Origin of the sequence: Yersinia sp. 2542 StPb PI (assembly GCF_048593855.1) — a bacterium.
Classification (GTDB): Bacteria; Pseudomonadota; Gammaproteobacteria; order Enterobacterales; family Enterobacteriaceae; genus Yersinia; species Yersinia enterocolitica_E.
In genome coordinates, this window is the sequence record NZ_JAZGQA010000015.1 from 18081 (window position 1) to 37559 (window position 19479).

Consider the following 19479-nt stretch of genomic DNA (forward strand, 5'->3'; position numbering starts at 1 on the left):
ATCTCTGGGTCCACGCAGTACGCAGGAAGTTGCAATGACAGATAAACTTATGACCGGCCCCAACCCCGACTGCAAGCACCCCATGGTAGGCTTTGCGCAGGTTTGCTTTATCAAAAATACAACGAACAACCCGAATATTATTATCGGGGATTATACCTATTACGACGATCCACAAGATTCGGAAAACTTCGAGCGCAACGTGCTCTATCACTACCCGTTTATTGGTGACAAACTGATTATTGGCAAATTCTGCGCGCTGGCACGCGGGGTTCAATTCATCATGAATGGCGCCAATCATAAAATTTCAGGTATTTCGACTTATCCTTTCAATATTTTTGGCAATGGTTGGGAGCGCGTCACGCCATCAATGGATGAACTGCCCTATAAAGGCGATACCTGCGTTGGAAATGATGTTTGGATTGGTTATGACGTACTTATCATGCCAGGTGTGACCATCGGCAATGGTGCCATCATTTCATCACGAGCGGTAGTGACGCGTGATGTACCGGCTTATAGCATTGTGGGGGGCAACCCGGCAATCGTGATTAAGAGCCGCTTCCCACCAGCAACGATAGCTAAACTCGAGGCTATTGCATGGTGGGACTGGCCGATAGAAGATATCAGCCGCAACCTGCATCTGATTACCGCGGGCGATGTCGATGCTTTGGCGTTAATGAATAACCCCCAAGATCAGGCATGATCAAGCAGACCCTCGGCGGATCAATACCGGCGGTAATATGACATTTTGCAGTTGCAGGTCAACACCGGCAATTCGCTGGAGTAACCGCTGCCCGGCACTGTAACCAATTTCTCTGGCGGAACTGGTGATAAAGGTGAGTGGTGGTTCGGTTAATTCGGCTGCCGGCACGTCACCAAAACCAATCAGTGCCACTTGTTGATCCAGATAGGTGTCTACACCAGCACTACCAATAGTCCGACCGGTGCGTAAGATACCAAAGTAAGCCCCCAATGCCACTGATGCCTGATGACAAATGATGGCACTGACATTGGGGTGATAACGTAGCAGCTCTTCTGCCGCATCTGCCGCCGCCTGCTGTTGCCCGTCACATTCAACCACCCATTCAGAACGGAATGGCAGGCCATATTGAACCAACGTGGCGCAGAAGCCTCCCAAGCGCTCTGCCCGCGTCAATGAATGCGAGTGCCCGCCAAGGTAGGCAATTTGCCGGTGACCACGGCCAATCAAAAACTCAGTGGCCATTTTAGCCGCCTGCATATTATCAGGGCGCACGACATCCACACCTTCCAACACATTCGACCGTGCCGCGCAAATCAATGGGATATCATGCTCTGCCGCCTTCTCCTGCAATCCCATCTCACGTTTGGCTCCCCCGCCGAGGACCAAGCCGTCAACACCCTGAGCGATAAGTGTATCGAAGCAACGCAATAGACCTTTGCCCTCCCGACCACTTTGCGTCAGAAACAGCAATTTGCCCTCTGCCTCAATCGCCTCACTCAAACCCGCCGTCATTGCGGCATAAAATGGATCGCCGATATCGCGCACAATCAAGCCAATCACCCCGGACTCGCCACCGCGTAATTGTGCCGCCTGGCGGTTTCGCACATAACCTAACTGTTCGATTGCCTGATTGACCCGGTCAGCGGTTGCCCCAGAGATACGCCCTTTGCCACTTATAGCTAATGAAACTGTCGCCACTGAGACGCCGGCAAACTTAGCCACATCGGTAATTGTGATTTTTTTAATGGTCATACCCGCTGATAAACAAGCCAAGTTAAACGTTTAATCTGATGATTTACTCTAATACAGAAGTAGCATCAGTAATTGTGACACATCACTCATATTATCTGGGTTAAACGTTTTATCTTGTTTAACCTCCAGACAGGGAGGCGAAATAGTCGCCATTTAGCGATAAACACACCGTATTAAGAACCGCGGTGGTTAGAGCAGACATTTTTAACATCAGGCGTTTTGAAAAACAGGAGTCACTATGTCAGCGGTAAAAAAACAAAAAATTACGCTGTGGGAGTTTTTCCAGAGTTTAGGGAAAACCTTCATGCTGCCGGTCGCCTTGCTCTCCTTCTGTGGGATCATGCTGGGTATCGGCAGTTCACTCAGCAGTAAAGATGTCATCACCCTATTACCGGTAATTGGTCATCCTGCCTTCCAGCTACTATTTACCTGGATGAGCAAGGTGGGTTCATTTGCCTTTAGTTTCCTGCCCGTAATGTTTGCCATTGCTATCCCGCTGGGTATGGCGCGCGAAAATAAGGGCGTAGCCGCCTTCTCTGGTTTCGTCGGCTTTGCCGTGCTGAATCTGGCGACCAACTTTTACCTCACCACCAGCGGTGTGTTGCCAACCACCGATCCATTAGTCCTGAAAACCCATAATATTCAAAATATTCTAGGTATTCAGTCGATCGACACCGGGATTCTGGGAGCGGTAATTGTCGGGGTCATTGTTTATTTACTGCATGAACGCTTCAACACCATTCGTTTACCTGATGCATTAGCCTTCTTTGGCGGTACTCGCTTTGTGCCGATAGTGACGACGGTAGTGCTCGGGCTGGTGGGGTTGTTGATCCCGCTGATCTGGCCATTTTTCGCCGCCGGTATCACCGGGCTGGGTCGCCTGATTAACGGTGCTGGCATGTTCGGGCCGATGATTTTCGGCAGTGGCGAACGTCTATTGCTGCCGTTCGGCCTGCACCATATTTTGGTGGCATTGATCCGCTTTACTGAAGCGGGCGGAACCATGGATGTTTGTGGTCACAGCGTGAGTGGTGCACTGACAATATTCCAGGCTCAGTTATCTTGTCCAACCACCACCGGCTTCTCAGAAAGTGCGACTCGCTTCCTGTCTCAAGGCAAAATGCCCGCCTTCCTCGGTGGCCTGCCGGGTGCGGCGCTAGCCATGTATCACTGTGCCAAGCCTGAAAACCGACATAAAATTAAAGGGTTGTTGATTTCTGGTGTTGTGGCTTGTGTGATTGGAGGTACCACCGAACCGATTGAGTTCCTGTTCCTGTTTGTAGCACCGTTCCTGTATTTGATCCATGCGATCCTGACCGGTTTGGGCTTTACTGTGATGGCGTTGCTGGGTGTAACCATTGGTAATACCGACGGTAATATTATTGATTTCGTGGTATTTGGTATTCTGCATGGCACTGCGACTAAATGGTATTGGGTGCCAGTGGTTGCCGGGATCTGGTTCGTGGCGTACTACATGATTTTCCGTTTTGCTATTCAGCACTTCAATATCAAAACACCAGGCCGTGAAAGCGAAACCACCGCTAGCAGCAATGCAGAAAAAGCCACTTATGGCGCTGCAACCGGTAAATCCGGTTATAACTCCCCTGCTATTCTTCATGCGCTGGGTGGTGCAGATAACATTGTCTCGTTGGATAACTGTATTACTCGCTTGCGGATGTCCGTTAAAGATATGAATTTGGTGGATAAAGAGGCGTTAAAAGCCAACCGCGCCATTGGCGTTATTCAACTGAATGACCATAATCTGCAAGTTGTTATTGGTCCACAAGTGCAATCGGTGAAAGATGAATTAGACTCACTGATAAGCAGTACTCAGTTTGCGACGCCTTAGGACGGTAATTCGCTAAGCGCCGTTACCTAAATACCAGTTACATGAAAAATTATACCCAAGGTTATTGGCGTTGCAGGTAGGCCACAGCACATGAAAAATCGGTCGGGAATCGATTTGAGCGTGATTTGCAGCGGCCTCGCCTGAGGCCCAGGGATGGGCCGAGTAACAGGTGCCGAAACTCGCCGCAACTTCAAGGACCAAGGGTATATTTGATAAGCGAGATGCTGATGTTTGATTTCTCCACGCCTGTCGATCGTCACGGCACTTGGTGTACCCAATGGGATTATATTGCAGACCGTTTTGGTGCTGCTGACCTGTTGCCTTTTACCATTTCTGATATGGACTTCCCTACCGCACCGGTGATTCTGCAAGCGCTGAATCAGCGGATAGCCCACGGTGTGTTGGGCTATAGCCGCTGGCAGCATGAAGATTTCCTTGGTGCAATTCGTCATTGGTATCTGCAACGGTTTCATTGTCATATCGATACCTCAATGGCGGTCTACGGCCCGTCAGTTATCTATATGGTCGCTCAGCTAATCCGCTGTTGGTCTGCTCCCGGTGATTTCGTCGTTACCCACACCCCAGCCTATGACGCCTTCTATAAAGTCATTCTCGCTAATCAGCGCCAGCTACTTAGCTGCCCGCTGCACAAAGTAGATAACCAGTGGCAATGTGATATGGCACATCTGGAGGCACTGTTGGCGCGGCCACAGACGAAAGTGCTGCTGTTGTGTAGTCCGCATAATCCAACAGGGAAAGTCTGGACACCACAAGAGCTGGCGCAAATGGCCGAACTGTGTGAACGCCATCAGGTTCGCGTTATCAGCGATGAGATCCATATGGATATGACCTGGGGCAATCAGGTACATACCCCTTGGAGTGAGGTAGGTCAGACCCCATGGGCGCTGCTGACCTCGGGTTCCAAAACATTCAATATCCCCGCCTTAACGGGTGCATACGGTTTTATCAGTGACAGTGAAACCCGTGATATCTACACTCAAATGTTGAAAGGCCGTGATGGACTATCCTCTCCGGCGGTACTGGCCATTGTGGCGCACATTGCGGCTTACCAGCAGGCGCAACCATGGTTGGATGAGCTACGCAGTTATTTGCAAGCCAATCTGGTTTATGTGGCACAGCGCCTTAATGTGGCGTTCCCGGCATTAAACTGGCAGCCACCGCAAGCAACCTATCTGGCATGGATAGACCTACGCCCCTTGAACATTGATGACCATCAGTTGCAAGAGGTGCTGATTGAGAAAGAGAAAGTCGCCATTATGCCCGGTTTTACCTATGGCGAAGAGGGTCGTGGCTTTTTACGTCTGAATGTAGGCTGTTCCCGCAGCAAGGTCGAAGCCGGTATGGATAAGCTGATTAACGGTATTCGTTTTTTGCAGGACAATAGCGACAGTTAAGTAAAACAGTATCGTGTATTACGCCACTTGATGCCTTGAGTGGCGTTTCTCCCCCTCCCCATCTCATCTTTCCCGCTGCCGATAACGTCAATAATCGATATACTACTATCACGCGGCTAGGTTTATCTGTGCTGGACAACCAAATGAAAAAGAAAGAATTTATTGCTCAGGACTTGCTGAGTAAAATGTATCAGTCTGGCGAGAAATTACCTGAGAAATTGCCGCCGGAACGCCAGTTAGCAGAGGAATATGGCGTGTCACGTTTTACCATACGTAAAGCGTTAGAGAAGCTGGCAGCCATTGGTGCCGTGCATATGGTGCAAGGTGCCGGGATCTTCATTAATCCCGGCGTGGGTAATAATCCGCTGGTATATAATTCAATTACCGAAAAGAAATTTAACCAAATCAGTTTTCGTTTAATTAATCTGCATAAACGCCGCCCTGATAATGAAGAACAACAGATCTTTAACCTTAGCGCGGATGATTTTATCTGGGCATTCTCACGTTTGCGTTACATTGATAATCGTAAGGTTCAAATCGAAAATTCGCGCATGCCAGTCGCCGCTTTCCCTGATTTGAACCAAAAAGTCATTGAAAGCTCGATACAGCAATATATTCTCAGCAAAGGCTATCGCCTGTCCCATGCATTAACCCATTATCAGGCGATTAATATCAATAAAGAACAAGCTGAACTGCTTGGATGCAAAAAAGGCATTGCCGCCATGCATATCCTGAACCGAGGCATTTTGCAGGATGGCCGCGTATACACATTCAGTGATATCGTGGATATCGACTATTCCTGCACCTATATTATTCCGTTTAATCAGGATAACCTAAAGTTCCGCCAGAGCTGAATCCGCTCAGACCCACTATGGTGTATGAATTGTTCCGTTCGGCAAACGGCTTTGTGTCCATTCATGAGGCCGATAAACAACCGGGAATTCATCGGCTAAACGAGCATCAAAATCAACACCTATCCCCGCCTGTTCAATTGGGTACAAATAGCCTTCTGTCGGCTGAACGGCGCCCGGAAATACACTCAGGGTATTGGCCGGATAGGCCACGAACTCCTGAATTGCTGCATTGTGCAAATAGATATTTAAATGGGTGTTAACCGCAGCACCAATCGGTGTCATATCTGGCGGGCAATGCCATGCCAGGCGAACCCCAAAACTCTGGCAGAAGCTCCCAAGTTTTAATGCCGGGGTTATTCCGCCAATCTGTGATACATGACAACGCAGGAAGTCGATCCGGCGATTGATTATCAAGTCTTTCCACTCTGCCGGATTGTTAAATAATTCACCCGTAGCAAGTGGTACCGCTGTTTGATTACGGATCTGTTCCAGCCATTCGTTCTGATTCGGCGGCAAAATATCTTCAATATAATAAGGGCGATAAGCTTCTAACTGCCTGGCAAATTGAACCGCTTGTTGTGGGAATAAGCGCTCATGCACATCATGTAAAATATGGAATTGATTGCCGTATTTTTCGCGTAGCGCTTTAAACATCGCCAACGTGTTATCCATATATTGGTCTTGATCGTAGTATGCGCCGATTGTTGGCTGTCGGGTCGCGTGCAGATCCTGAGCATTCCCCCCATAGAACCCCAACTGGCAGCGGATATGCCGATAACCTTGCGCCAGCAAGTTATCCACCTCAACATACAACCCATCCAGTGAGTCACTGGCGGCATGACTATAGGTGGCAATAGCATCTTTAGATTTGCCACCAAACAGTTGGTAGAGCGGCATATCCGCCAGCTTGCCTTTAATATCCCATAATGCCATATCAATCCCGGCAATCGCGTTATTGATCACCGGCCCATTTCGCCAATAGGCATTGACCATCATCATCTGCCACAAGTCTTCAATATTATTCGCGTCACGCCCCAGTAATAGTGGCCGGAGATATTCATCCACCATCACTTTAACGGCAAGGGGACGCTGCTGAAATGTGGCACAACCCAGGCCAACAATCCCTTTATTAGTTTCAATCTTAACCACAACTAAATTATGGCGATCAGGCCGGGTTATCTGACATTCAATGCCAGTTATCAACGTGGGTTGCATGCAATGCTCCTTTACAACACTCAGATTGCGACTCTTCAACGTGGCAACCAATGATGCATGAATTAATAAATTCGTATGACGTATTCGCTAATTTCACCTTATTTACACTGACCTTGTAAACCTAAAATTTAAATGTTTTTTTTGGTTCGTGAATCACGCAAATTACCGCAAAAAACCATACCAATTAATAGAAAAAGCATCTAAGAACACCCTAACCATCGAATAATGTGATGTAACCCATGCTTTATTGGTTTGTTTTTAACTTTCAGTAAACTTATTATCATTCACAGTGAATAAAAATAATGGCTCAGGTGCGAGGGTTTTATGGGAAGGACTGAGGTATGTCAGTTAATAATTAAACTGGTCGGTGGTCAGGATAATATAAATAAAGTCTGGCATTGTATGACACGGCTGCGTTTTGATTTAATTGATGATAGTAAAGTCGAATGGCAGAAAATCAAACAATTGCCAGGTGTATTAGGTGCGCAAAATCAAAGTGATCAAGTACAGATCATTATCGGCCCACAGGTAAATGCCTGGTATCAAGATATTGTTGATAATATGTCACCTGATGAGAATGTTCCCTCAAGCGCGACTACGGCAATAATACCTAAAGCACGGAAAAGTCTGGTTTCACTGTTTATGGATACCGTTTCTGGGGTATTCGGCCCTATCGTTCCGGCGATTGCCGGGGCGGGGATGATTAAAGGCTTACTGGCAGGGTTGATCGCCTTAAAAATCATCTCAGCCAAAAGCGACACCGTGATGATTATCGATTTAATTGCCAGCGGGGTATTCTATTTCCTGCCGTTCTTCCTTGCTGTTTCTGCGGCTAAGATATTTAAAACTAATGAATATCTGGCGGCAGCGGTGGCAGCCTGCCTGATGTATCCCACACTCATTGATGCCGCCAAAGCGCTGGCCACTCATACCCCGGGCGCGGTGAGTGTCATCTATTTTATGGATATCGTGCCGGTATCGGTATTTAACTATTCTGCCAGTGTTATTCCCGTTATTTTCTCAATTCTGGCGCTGAGTTATATTCACCGTTGGGTCGATAAAATTATGCCCGATGTGCTGAAAACAGTATTTACCCCAACGCTAACCCTTTTTATCACCGCATTGGTTTCATTGACGTTTATCGGCCCAGCCGGCATTTATTTAGGCAAACTACTGGCATTCGGTATTCAGGGATTATTTGATATCTCATCGGTATTTGCTGGTTTTATCGTCGGTGCCATTCGCCCGATTGCTATTCTTACCGGAATGCATCACGCCATGACCCCCATTGCATTGCAAAACTTTACCGACAAAGGTTTTGATATGTTAATGCCAATGATGTTTATGGCAAACATGGCCATTGCGGGTTCAACATTTGCTATCTATTTCCATGTCAAAACCCGGCAAGAAAAAACCGTGGTGCTGTCTGCCGCCGTTTCTGGCTTATTGGGCATTACAGAGCCCGCACTGTTTGGCGTGTTAACTAAATACAAAAAAGCCTTTATTGCCACGACGATAAGCAGCTCGATTGCCTCTGCATTTATCGCCTTTTTCGGCGTAAGGCTGTACGGCTATATTTTATCAAGTATATTCAGCTTACCGGCCTATATTGGCCCTTACTTTATCTACATCCTATTGGGTGTCACCTTGTCACTCGGCCTGTCATTTATCCTCACTTATCTGCTGGTAGTACGAACTGAAAAAAGATTGGTCGCAGTTGAATCGCAATAAATAGTTGAAATTAAAGCCGGCGTCATGGGCGGGCGATATTGTCCGCCCATATCAATTCGTGATTTATGTCACTTTTTTATGCAACGCAGTGGATATTTTCATTCATTTGTTTTTATAATGTTCTGCACTTTACCTACAAGAATCTACTTCTGATAAAAAGTGAGTGCACAGCATGATTGATCCCCGCCTCCCCCTGACCGACATTCACCGCCACCTTGATGGCAATATCCGTGCGCAAACTATTTTGGACCTGGGTCGCCAATTTAATCTGGCCCTACCGGCTGATGAGCTAGCCGAACTGCGCCCGCATGTACAAATCACTAAAACTGAGCCAGATCTAGTCAGCTTCCTGCAAAAGCTGGATTGGGGGGTTGCGGTTTTGGCCTCACTTGATGCTTGCCGCCGTGTGGCCTACGAAAATGTCGAAGATGCCGCTAATGCCGGTTTGCATTATGCCGAACTGCGCTTTTCACCCTTCTATATGGCAATGAAACACCAATTGCCGGTTGCCGGTGTGGTCGAGGCCGTCATTGATGGGGTGCAGTCCGGTTGTCGTGATTTTGATATTGATATCCGCCTGATAGGGATCCTCAGCCGCACTTTTGGTGAACAAGCTTGTTTGCAAGAACTTGATGGTTTATTGGCACATCGCGAGGGGATTACTGCGTTGGATCTGGCCGGTGACGAACTGGGCTTCCCTGGCGGTTTGTTCCGCAGTCACTTTAATCGCGCGCGCGATGCGGGCCTGCGTATTACCGTCCATGCCGGTGAAGCCGCTGGCCCGGAAAGTATCTGGCAAGCTATCCGCGAGTTAGGTGCTGAACGTATTGGTCACGGTGTGAAAGCCATTGAAGATATCAAATTGATGGATTATTTGGCTGAACACAACATTGGGATCGAATCCTGTCTGACCTCTAATATTCAGACCAGCACCGTCTCTTCGTTAGCCACTCACCCGCTGGCAACCTTCCTGCGCCATGGCGTGATGGCATCGATCAATACCGATGACCCAGCGGTACAGGGGATTGAAATTGCAAATGAATATCACATTGCCGCACCTGCTGCTGGCCTAACAGCACAAGAAATCCGCCAGGCACAACAAAATGGCCTGACGATGGCATTTATCACCGAACAGGAAAAACAGGCACTGCGCGATAAAATCCGTGGCTAAATCGGTCAGGAATTAGCTAAAAACGCCGGTATTTCATAGCAGTACCGGCGTTTTTTATTGCAGATCGCAACCGGCTACTTGGTTTCTGCCCGCGCCGCCGACGCCAAAGATTCAGTCGCCTCGGCATGCTCTCTGGCGACGCGTTTCGCGTAACGCTGTGCCAGGACGGCACATACCATCAATTGAACCTGATGGAATATCATCAAGGGTAATACCATCACACCGACTACTGAGGCGGGAAACAACACGTTAGCCATCGGGATACCATTGGCGAGGCTCTTCTTCGATCCGCAGAACACAATGGTGATTTCATCGGCAGTATTGAAGCCCAGCCAGCGGGCTGCCATGGTGTTAATGACTAATACCAGTGTCAATAGCACCATCGAACAGACCAGAATTGCCAGCAGTGACCAACCATCGATTTGATGCCAAATCCCCTGAACCACGGCTTCACTGAACGCGACATACACCACTAATAGAATGGATGACCGGTCAGTGATATTAACCCGTTTTTTATGGCGCTCAACCCATTTAGCTATCAGTGGGCGCGATAAATGCCCAACAATGAATGGCACCATCAGTTGCATGATAATAGAACCTATCGCATGCAACGTGTCGGTATCACCCCCTTGGGTGTGCATCAACATGCCCACCAGCAGCGGTGACAGGAAAACCCCCAAAATACTGGATGCCGAGGCGCTACAAATTGCCGCCGCCACGTTACCTCCCGCCACAGAGGTATAGGCAATAGCTGACTGAACCGTGGCAGGTAACGCGCACAAATAGAGGAAACCCAGATACAGCGTTGGTGTTAACACGCCGGGTACCAACACATTCATTCCCAATCCTAACAGCGGGAATAAGGCAAACGTGCTGAGAAACACCACCAGATGCAGTTTCCAATGCCCCATGCCTGAAACTATGGCGGCGCGGGATAACTTGGCACCGTGCATAAAGAATAATAATGCAATGGCCGCAGTCGTCAGATGTTCGAACCACACCTTAACTTCCCCTTCACAGGGGAAAATAGAAGCAATAATAACGACCAGAATCAGCACTAATAAAAATTTATCTATCCGTAAGCGTTGTAACCATGACATGCCACTGTATTCCTTCAATATAACCTTGGTTCTTGACGTTGCAGAGGGGGTAGCTGTTTGCGTTGTGCCGCCCATCCTTAGGCCTTGCCTCGGTGAGGCCGCTGCCAGCAGTGTTCAAATCTGCTGGCAGCCTACCTGCAACGCCAGTGACTTTGGCTATCGTTTCTATCAAATAAGCGTATTTAGCAGCAAAATCAGCTTGCTGGCGATACCGGCAGCGTTTTTTTCTGTTGATCAGAGGCAATGCCCAGTTCAATCAATTCCATTACTTTTATCGCTTCCGAGACGGGTACTGGGTTGGCAGCAGTACCTAAAATGGCATCACGGATCCCCGCATAATAAGCAGGATAATTACCCGGCAACGTCAGTAGTGGTTTTTCAGCGAGGATGCCATCATGTGACAGTGTCACTACTCCATCGCGCATATCGTAGCCCCAATCTGCCTGTGGCAAACGTTCACCCGCTTTCAGCCTGTCCTCTTGTGGGTCCAGACCAAATTTGATGTAACTCCCCTGCATGCCGTGCACGATATAACGCGCAGTTTCTGCTGCGGCTAACACCGTACCGTGTAACACCACTCGTTGCCCCGGATAGCTAAGAACCGCGTGGAAATAATCAACAGATTGCGCACCAGGGCGCAGCATCCCTAAATCAACATTTAGCGTCTGTGGCAAACCAAACAGTTGTAGCGCCTGATCCAACAGATGTGGACCTAAATCGTACCAAATGCCACTGCCCGCACCGGCTTGTTCACGCCAACGCTGGCGGATCTCCGGGCGATAGCGGTCAAAATGAGATTCAAAATAGACAACATTCCCCAGTGAGCCTTCAGCCAGCAGTGTTTTCAGCGTCAGGAAATCACTGTCCCAACGGCGATTATGGAATACTGAAAGCAATAAGTGGGCCTCATCTGCTTGTTTCTTCAATTCATTTGCTTGTGACAGTGTCACGGTAAACGGTTTATCCACCACCACATGTTTACCGGCAGCCAGTGCTTGCTGAGCCAGCGGGAAGTGAGTGTCATTCGGGGTTGGAATCACGATAAGATCGATTGAAGGATCATCAAATAACGTTTTGGGGTCAGAAACCACCGCCATTGTCGGCCAGTCAGCATGTACTTTACTGGCATCACTACTGGAAACCCCTGCCAGCTCTAGCCCCGGAGTGCCCATAATCAGCGGCGCATGGAACGTTTTGCTGGCATAACCATAGCCCAGTAAACCCACTTTGATTTTTTCAGCCATTATATTTCCTCTCGCGCAGCCTATTTGCCAATTGATATCAGTCGTTCAATCGATTTGACACCATGATGATTCCCGCGACAAGAGGTAATTTTTGGCTGAATGTCAGTGGCGAGATTAAATTCGCACAATGGCCTCAGCATTATCTCGCCATTCTGGCTGTCGGAGGCTGCGTTGCGGGTAGTTGGTTTCAATGCTACGACGCCTGAAATCACTGGGGCTAACACCAACACGCTTACGAAAAACGCGGGAGAAATAGAGTTGATCGTCGTAACCCACCACGCGACCAATAGTGGCAATCGGCTCTTGCGTGGTTTGCAGTAATAACTTAGCCCGAATAACCCGCTGGTCTTCACGCCAACGCAATATATTGATACCAACTTGCTCACGAAACAGATGTGCCAAACGTGACGGAGACAGGCAAACATGACGTGCAACTTCGTCAATGCGCAGCTCACCGGCTAAATTGCCGGTAATAAACTGGCACGCTTCAATCACTCGAGGGTCCATAATGCGTTGTGGACTAAGAGGATCTTCTTCCATTGCGCGCAGCAGTAAGCGCTCAAGTAGATTCATACCCAACTCTTCGCCAAAACGCCGTCCTGATTTTTGCGTCTGTTCAATATTGGCAAACAGGCGATCAAATTCCAGTAATAAGTTGTTGTTAGGCAAAGATAACCGCCCAACTTCATGCGTTTTGCTATGCCACTCCAACCAGTCCGCCCAGTATGCCCGTGGCCGGAAATAGACCCAACGGTGATACCAACAATCACTGTTCGGTGAGCGACCATAATAGTGCGATGCCTTAGGGGGAAAGAGCAGCAAATCACCTGGATTGCTGTAAAAGGTATTCTCACCATCAAAAATCTTACCTTGTCCCTTAATGGTCAGATTCAGGATATAGCCCTTCATGCCGCCTGGCCTATCGATAAAAAAATCGAGTGGTCCATCGGCCAGAATCGGGGTTAATCCTGCTACCAGATAGGCATTAAAGGTATAGCCGGGTAACAAGGGATTGGGTTGCGGTTCCTGAACCATTCGATGGTACATTTAGCCTCCTTGGAGTCCTGATCTGATTGGCGTGCAAACGCATGTGCTTATTTCAGTTTATCGGGCAGAATTCACGCTGCCCGATAGTGATTACAGAACTGTGAGCCAGATAGGCTTTTTATGGACTTTTCTGTCACCGTGCAACTTATAGCGTCCGTTTAGCCAACTGTTTGTAACGGTCGAAGATAACCGCTGCCAGCAGGATCAAACCACGGACCACATATTGGGAGAACGGAGAAATATTGAGTAGGTTCATGGCATTTTCCACTGTCCCCAGAATCAAGATACCGGCGATAACATAGGAAATCTTACCAATCCCACCTTTCAGTGACACGCCCCCCAGCACACAGGCCGAGATAACAATCAGCTCATAACCAATCGAAGTCATTGGCTGACCACTGGTCATCCGTGATGCCAAAATGATCCCAGCCGCCGCCGATACCAAACCCGATAAGACAAAAATGATGATTTTAGTGCGAACTACCGGCACCCCCGCCAGGCGCGCCGCATCTTCGTTGCCCCCGATAGCCAGGGTATTGCGGCCAAAGGTAGTTTTGTTTAACAAGAAGCCAAACAAGGCCAGACAGGCAATGGTAATCCAGATAGGGGCTGGTAAACCGAGCCAATTGGTGTAACCCAATGCGAAGAAACGCTCATCCTCGATACCCACCGCTTTACCATCAGAGATGATATAGGCCAGGCCGCGAACAATCTGCATCGTCGCCAGCGTGGTGATCAAGGCGTTAATTTTCAATCTGGCAATCACAAAACCATTGATCAGCCCGCATAGCGCGCCCAGTAACAAACCGGCGCCCACCCCCAGCCACATATTTTCGGTCATATTGATAACAACTGCCGTCGTTACCCCCGCACAGGCAATGACTGAAGCGACGGATAAGTCAAAATCGCCGGATGCCAAACAAAACAACATGCCACAGGCCACCATCCCCGACATCGAGATAGCCAACCCCAACCCTTTCATATTGATAAAGGAGCCAAAGTTAGGCACGAATATCACACAACCAATAAATACCACCGCGAAAACTACCAACATCCCATAGCTATCCCAAATACGGGATAGTCCTAGTCCACTTTTAGCGGGTGTATCTTGTGGTGGTTGCGACTGACTATTGTGTGCTCCACCTTTTAACTCGGTTGATGCCGGGTTCTTCTTATCAGAACTCAAAGTAACGCTGGACATGGATAACTCCTTCACAATCAAGCAACCGCAGACGCGGCATCAGTAGCAATATTCGGGGTGCGTAGCATCGCCAGACTTAACGCCTGTTCTTCAGTGGCAGAACCGTGGTCTAACTCACCAGAGATTGCCCCTTCCCGCATCACCACGATTCGGTCAGCCAGCCCAAGAACTTCTGGCAAATCACTGGACGCAAACAGCACCGCAATACCCTGTTTCGCCAGTTGATAAATCACGTTATAGATTTCATGTTTAGCCCCAACGTCGATACCTCGAGTTGGCTCATCCAACAGGATCACTTTCATATCTTCGGATAACCAACGGCCCAAAATGGCTTTCTGCTGGTTGCCGCCGGACAAATTCATAATCAGTTGTTGAGGGCTGGGTGTTTTGATATTCAAAGACTGAATACGCAGTACCGCATTCTCCTGCTCCCAGCGGTTGTTGATCAAACAGCCAGCCGTCAGTGTTTTGCGCCGTGCACTGATATTGATATTGTCCTGTACCGAATGAACCGGAATAATGCCATCGGCTTTACGGTCTTCTGGGCATAACATGATCCCGGCGGTGATGGCATCGATGGGTGAACGAATCGTCAGTGGCTTGCCATCCAGCAAAACCTGACCACTGCTAAGCCTGGTGCCACCAAACAACCCTTTCAGTAATTCACTGCGCCCCGCCCCCACCAAACCAAACAGGCCAACAATCTCCCCTTGATGGACGGTCAGGCTGATTGGCGATTTCACCCCAATCGCCTTCACCTCTTGCAATGTCAGGCGCTCTGGCCCTATTTCACGCGGCTGATAACCATAAATATCACCCAAATTGCGCCCAACCATGGCTTGTACCAGCGAGTCGTTATTCACCTGGGTCATATCGTCAAACGTGCGCACATACCGGCCATCTTTAAACACCGTAATGGCATCACTCAGTGCAAAGATTTCTTCCATCCGGTGTGATACATACAAAATGACCCGCCCTTCGGCGCGTAATTCTCGGATCACCCGGAACAGTTGTTCTATCTCTCTGGCAGAGAGCGAACTGGTCGGCTCATCAAAAGCAATAATTTTGGCATTACGGGCCAGCGCTTTGGCAATTTCCACCATCTGCCATTGGCCGATGGAGAGATATTTCAGTGGGGTATCGGGGGAGATGTCCAGCCCCAAATGTGAGAGCTGCAAACTGGATTCATAGCGCAATAATTTGCGATCAACCATGCCCATCTTGGTAGGCAATTGGCCCAGATAGATATTTTCTGCCACTGTCATTTCCGGCACCAAATGCAGTTCCTGATAAATGATAGCGACACCGGCATCAAGCGCATCGGTGGTATTGGCAAAATTAGCTACTTTGCCCTTAATGTGAATTTCACCCTGAGTCGGTGAGTAGTTACCGCTGAGAATTTTCAACAAGGTTGATTTCCCCGCGCCATTCTCTCCCATCAGGGCATGGATTTGGCCGGCCTGACAGGTAAAACTGATATCATCCAGCGCTTGAACACCGGGGAAACTTTTTCCAATGCCACAAAAAGCCAGATAAGGTGACTGTTCGGCTTCCAGCTCGGCTTGTAACGCAGAATGGAGTGCTGACATGATGGCTTCCTTATAAAGTTTGGGTCGCACGGTACCACCTGTCTGTGTGGTCCATTGGGGCAAGCCGTAGCCTGCCCCCGTGCGCCATAGCGTGTATACCCTTCGAATTTGACGCGGCCAGAGGGTTAGCCGCCACGCCCATGACGTTGGGTATAGCGGAATTACATCAAGCCTTTCTTCTCTAACTCGACTTTGAAGTTATCCCGGGTGATCAGCACCACATCAGTCACTTCAGTAAATTTCAGTGGTTCAACACCTTTGGTCACCCAGTCATTCAGCATCTGGATACTTTTATAACCATGAATATCCGGGCTTGGTAACAGAGAGCCATAGAAACCGGTAGCCTGGCCTTTGGACAGTTCACTGACTGCATCAACGCCATTGATACCAATGCCAATCACATTGGGTGCTTTAAAGCCCTGACCTTCTGTCGCCCGGACACCACCCAACACGGTGTTGTCATTCATGCCGACAATCAGCCAGTTTTTCACTTCAGGATGCTGGACTAACATGGAGTTGGCGGCATCAAATGCCCCAGGGATATCATTGGATTTGGTCGGTACTTTATAGATTTGCTTTTCTGGGAAGCCTGCGGCTTTCAGCGCGTCCATTGACCCACTGGTACGCCGGCGAGCCGTGTCCAGTTCATCAGAGGTGATCGCCATTACCGCCGTTTCACCCGGTTGCCAGCCGCGTTTACTCATCTCTTTCCACAGTTCCTGTCCTTGACGCTCACCAATTTTGGTCGCCGCCATCATGACTAATGGAACACTTTCCATCGGTTTGCCTTTGGCATTCACAAATTGGTCGTCTACTGCGATCACTTTCAGGTTATAACTGCGCGCCTTCGCCTCGATGGCCGGCCCCAGTTTCGGGTCTGGTGTACAGATAACAAAGCCTTTCGCACCACTGGCGGCAAGGCTATCGATAGCATTCAAGGTTTTCTCACCATCGGGCACTGCAATTTTTATCACTTCAAAACCTAAATCTTTCCCTGCTTTATCTGCAAACTTCCATTCGGTCTGGAACCAAGGTTCTTCAGGCTGCTTTACCAGAAAACCCAACTTCATGCTTTCGGCAATAGCTGAATGTGACATAACTGCCGCTAACCCAACCACTGCCAGCGCCTTAGTTAATTTATGCATAGTGTTCTCCGAACTATTTTTGTAGGAAGAGATGATTTTTGTTTATTTAATCGTCAACCACCCAAATCATCTGATTTTTAGTGGAAACGTTATCAATGTTATTTTTCAGTTTTAGTGCGGTTGAATGCTTTATTAAAAGCCACTTAACCTCACCACACCCGGTAAGACGCTGACAGTTTTAACGTTAATTATGCTTTAGAATGTAGAGCGCTATCACATCCAGGGATTACAGTTTATTTATCCATATATTCAGCAAATTTAACCTCTCTCTAACTTTTGACTGACATCACAAAAACACTGTAGGAAGCAGAAAAGTACATACTTCCAGCCATCGGCTCCTCACATCTTGCTGCCACTCACTCCTATGGTTATTGGCAATGAATTCCTGTTTTCTGCAAATGTTAGGAGCAACCACTATGACAACCAGCGTTGTATCGGCGGACCGTCCTTTATCAACCAATAAAGCTATAGCGCTCGGATTAGATTTTGGCAGCGATTCCGTCCGGGTATTGGCGGTAGATTGTCAACATGGCACCGAGATCGATACCGAAGTTGTCTACTACCCTCGCTGGCAGCAGGGCCTTTATTGTCAGGCCGCACAAAACCAGTTTCGCCATCATCCGCTGGACTATATAGAAGCCATGGAACAGGCGATCCGTCAGGTCGTCAGCCGCCTGTCAGAAGAGCAGCGCCTGCAAATCGTCGGGATTGGTGTTGACTCCACGGGCTCAACACCCGCGCCGATTGATGAGCAAGGACAGGTATTGGCACTGCGCCCTGAATTTGCAGATAATCCCAATGCGATGTTTGTGCTGTGGAAAGACCATACGGCTATAGAAGAAGCGGAAGAGATTAATCGCTTATGTCGCAGTGGCGAATTTGCCGACTATTCCCGCTATATTGGCGGTGTCTACTCTTCTGAATGGTTCTGGGCAAAAATCCTGCACGTGACACGCGCCGATGCCGCCGTGCGTGATGCTGCGGTGTCGTGGATTGAGTTGTGTGATTGGGTACCGGCACTGTTATCCGGCACCACCGCCCCACAGGATATTCAACGGGGGCGATGCAGCGCGGGTCATAAAAGCTTATGGCACCCATCATGGGGAGGATTGCCACCGCGTGAATTCCTGGCGGCACTGGATACCCGTCTGGTAGACGACCTTAAATACCCTATGTTTACTGATACCTACACGGCAGAACGGCCGGTGGGTTTAATTACTGCCGCATGGGCTGAGCGTTTGGGGCTACCGACCGGTGTAGTGCTCTCTGGTGGCGCGTTTGATTGCCATATGGGTGCCGTGGGCGCAGGTGCTCAACCTTATACCTTGGTCAAAGTTATTGGTACATCCACCTGCGATATTCTGATTGCCGATGACAAGTTGGTGGGTGAGCGCGCCATTGCCGGTATTTGCGGTCAGGTTGAAGGCAGTGTGGTACCCGGTTGGATTGGTATGGAGGCAGGTCAGTCAGCTTTTGGTGACATGTATGCCTGGTTCAGTCGTTTACTGAGTTGGCCATTACGTCAGGCCGCCTTGGCACAACCCGAATTGCAACCCCAGTTAAAGCAGATTGAATCTACCCTCCTCGCGTCACTCACCGCTGAATGGGCAAAGAACCCTTCACTGGATCACTTGCCAGTGGTATTGGATTGGTTTAATGGCCGCCGTACGCCGAATGCTAATCAACGTTTAAAAGGGGTTATTACCGATCTGAATTTGGGAACCGATGCCCCTACTCTATTTGGTGGTTTTATCGCAGCAACCGCTTTTGGTGCGCGCGCTATCATGGAGTGTTTTGAACAGCAGGATATTCCGGTTGAGAACGTGTTGGCATTGGGCGGTATCGCGCGTAAATCACCGGTTATCATGCAAGTTTGTGCCGATGTGATGAATCGACCGCTGCAAATTGTTGCCTCTGATCAATGTTGCGCGCTGGGAGCGGCAATTTTTGCCGCCGTGGCCGCAGGAATATATCACGATGTCCCTGCTGCGCAGCGTCAGATGGCCTGTAAGATTGAGCGCACTCTGACACCAGATGCCAGCCAGGTTGCTCGCTATCAGCAACTTTATCAGCGCTATCAACAGTGGTGTCTGTCAGCAGAACCACACTATATGCCAGTAACCGATACACCTGCGCCAATGACCGAGACGACACACTGATCTTGGCGATCAAACTGATTTATAAAT

15 protein-coding genes are annotated in these 19479 nt (G+C 48.8%); 7 read left to right on the forward strand and 8 right to left on the reverse strand.

Going from position 1 to position 19479, the window contains the following annotated elements; all coding sequences use genetic code 11:
• Positions 1-34 precede the first annotated feature (34 nt).
• Entirely contained in the window at positions 35-700 is a 666-nt protein-coding gene (gene vat(F), locus V1952_RS03830) for a streptogramin A O-acetyltransferase Vat(F) (protein ID WP_420074331.1), read from the forward strand.
• Here vat(F) and malI read toward each other — a convergent pair whose 3' ends face one another.
• Entirely contained in the window at positions 701-1732 is a 1032-nt protein-coding gene (gene malI / locus V1952_RS03835; RefSeq protein WP_083158862.1) for a Mal regulon transcriptional regulator MalI, read from the reverse strand.
• A 238-nt stretch (positions 1733-1970) separates the two neighbouring features.
• Between malI and malX the strand changes: the two genes are divergently transcribed.
• From malX to V1952_RS03850, 3 genes are all read left to right on the forward strand, one after another.
• On the forward strand, positions 1971-3581 hold the full coding sequence (malX, locus tag V1952_RS03840) for a maltose/glucose-specific PTS transporter subunit IIBC (protein WP_420071107.1): 1611 nt from the start codon (positions 1971-1973) through the stop codon (positions 3579-3581).
• A gap of 227 nt (positions 3582-3808) precedes the next feature.
• On the forward strand, positions 3809-4996 hold the full coding sequence (locus tag V1952_RS03845) for a MalY/PatB family protein (protein WP_372559010.1): 1188 nt from the start codon (positions 3809-3811) through the stop codon (positions 4994-4996).
• Between the two features lie 143 nt (positions 4997-5139).
• A complete protein-coding gene (locus V1952_RS03850; RefSeq protein WP_372559009.1) occupies positions 5140-5850 on the forward strand; it encodes a GntR family transcriptional regulator in 711 nt (236 codons plus the stop codon).
• 15 nt (positions 5851-5865) lie between these two features.
• Here the strand turns inward: V1952_RS03850 and V1952_RS03855 are convergent, their stop codons facing one another.
• Positions 5866-7065: an enolase C-terminal domain-like protein gene (locus V1952_RS03855; RefSeq protein WP_372559008.1), complete on the reverse strand. Its 1200-nt coding sequence runs from the start codon at positions 7063-7065 to the stop codon at positions 5866-5868.
• A gap of 324 nt (positions 7066-7389) precedes the next feature.
• On the opposite strand from V1952_RS03855, the gene V1952_RS03860 reads away from it, so the two are divergent.
• A complete protein-coding gene (locus tag V1952_RS03860) occupies positions 7390-8796 on the forward strand; it encodes a PTS transporter subunit EIIC (RefSeq protein ID WP_372559007.1) in 1407 nt (468 codons plus the stop codon).
• Between the two features lie 172 nt (positions 8797-8968).
• Positions 8969-9967, forward strand: coding sequence for an adenosine deaminase (gene add, locus V1952_RS03865; protein WP_420074332.1), 999 nt, complete (start codon positions 8969-8971; stop codon positions 9965-9967).
• 74 nt (positions 9968-10041) lie between these two features.
• Here the strand turns inward: add and V1952_RS03870 are convergent, their stop codons facing one another.
• The 6 genes from V1952_RS03870 to V1952_RS03895 all read right to left on the reverse strand — a co-directional run bounded on the left by V1952_RS03870 (position 10042) and on the right by V1952_RS03895 (position 17293).
• The gene (locus tag V1952_RS03870) at positions 10042-11067 is read right to left on the reverse strand and encodes a bile acid:sodium symporter family protein (protein WP_420074333.1); all 1026 of its coding nucleotides are present in this window, start codon (positions 11065-11067) and stop codon (positions 10042-10044) included.
• Between the two features lie 194 nt (positions 11068-11261).
• Positions 11262-12311 carry an oxidoreductase gene (locus V1952_RS03875; RefSeq protein WP_372559004.1) on the reverse strand — a complete coding sequence of 350 codons (1050 nt, stop codon included), beginning with the start codon at positions 12309-12311 and terminating at the stop codon, positions 11262-11264.
• A gap of 114 nt (positions 12312-12425) precedes the next feature.
• Positions 12426-13358, reverse strand: a complete 933-nt coding sequence (gene araC / locus V1952_RS03880; protein ID WP_083158871.1) for an arabinose operon transcriptional regulator AraC — start codon at positions 13356-13358, stop codon at positions 12426-12428.
• A gap of 145 nt (positions 13359-13503) precedes the next feature.
• Positions 13504-14559, reverse strand: a complete 1056-nt coding sequence (gene araH / locus V1952_RS03885) for an L-arabinose ABC transporter permease AraH (protein WP_372559003.1) — start codon at positions 14557-14559, stop codon at positions 13504-13506.
• Between the two features lie 17 nt (positions 14560-14576).
• Positions 14577-16148, reverse strand: a complete 1572-nt coding sequence (gene araG, locus V1952_RS03890; RefSeq protein ID WP_372559002.1) for an L-arabinose ABC transporter ATP-binding protein AraG — start codon at positions 16146-16148, stop codon at positions 14577-14579.
• A 161-nt stretch (positions 16149-16309) separates the two neighbouring features.
• Positions 16310-17293 carry an arabinose ABC transporter substrate-binding protein gene (locus tag V1952_RS03895; RefSeq protein WP_420074334.1) on the reverse strand — a complete coding sequence of 328 codons (984 nt, stop codon included), beginning with the start codon at positions 17291-17293 and terminating at the stop codon, positions 16310-16312.
• Between the two features lie 416 nt (positions 17294-17709).
• Here V1952_RS03895 and V1952_RS03900 point away from each other — a divergent pair, with 416 nt between their 5' ends.
• Complete coding sequence (locus V1952_RS03900; RefSeq protein WP_420074335.1) at positions 17710-19452, forward strand: ribulokinase; 1743 nt, start codon at positions 17710-17712, stop codon at positions 19450-19452.
• The last annotated feature ends 27 nt before the right edge of the window (positions 19453-19479 follow it).

What these genes read in the sequence shown, in the direction of transcription:
- malI (WP_083158862.1), bottom strand. Translation starts at nt 1,732, where the DNA reads ATGACCATTAAAAAAATCACAATTACCGATGTGGCTAAGTTTGCCGGC.
- malX (WP_420071107.1), top strand. Translation starts at nt 1,971, where the DNA reads ATGTCAGCGGTAAAAAAACAAAAAATTACGCTGTGGGAGTTTTTCCAG.
- V1952_RS03845 (WP_372559010.1), top strand. Translation starts at nt 3,809, where the DNA reads ATGTTTGATTTCTCCACGCCTGTCGATCGTCACGGCACTTGGTGTACC.
- V1952_RS03850 (WP_372559009.1), top strand. Translation starts at nt 5,140, where the DNA reads ATGAAAAAGAAAGAATTTATTGCTCAGGACTTGCTGAGTAAAATGTAT.
- V1952_RS03855 (WP_372559008.1), bottom strand. Translation starts at nt 7,065, where the DNA reads ATGCAACCCACGTTGATAACTGGCATTGAATGTCAGATAACCCGGCCT.
- V1952_RS03860 (WP_372559007.1), top strand. Translation starts at nt 7,390, where the DNA reads ATGGGAAGGACTGAGGTATGTCAGTTAATAATTAAACTGGTCGGTGGT.
- add (WP_420074332.1), top strand. Translation starts at nt 8,969, where the DNA reads ATGATTGATCCCCGCCTCCCCCTGACCGACATTCACCGCCACCTTGAT.
- V1952_RS03870 (WP_420074333.1), bottom strand. Translation starts at nt 11,067, where the DNA reads ATGTCATGGTTACAACGCTTACGGATAGATAAATTTTTATTAGTGCTG.
- V1952_RS03875 (WP_372559004.1), bottom strand. Translation starts at nt 12,311, where the DNA reads ATGGCTGAAAAAATCAAAGTGGGTTTACTGGGCTATGGTTATGCCAGC.
- araC (WP_083158871.1), bottom strand. Translation starts at nt 13,358, where the DNA reads ATGTACCATCGAATGGTTCAGGAACCGCAACCCAATCCCTTGTTACCC.
- araH (WP_372559003.1), bottom strand. Translation starts at nt 14,559, where the DNA reads ATGTCCAGCGTTACTTTGAGTTCTGATAAGAAGAACCCGGCATCAACC.
- araG (WP_372559002.1), bottom strand. Translation starts at nt 16,148, where the DNA reads ATGTCAGCACTCCATTCTGCGTTACAAGCCGAGCTGGAAGCCGAACAG.
- V1952_RS03895 (WP_420074334.1), bottom strand. Translation starts at nt 17,293, where the DNA reads ATGCATAAATTAACTAAGGCGCTGGCAGTGGTTGGGTTAGCGGCAGTT.
- V1952_RS03900 (WP_420074335.1), top strand. Translation starts at nt 17,710, where the DNA reads ATGACAACCAGCGTTGTATCGGCGGACCGTCCTTTATCAACCAATAAA.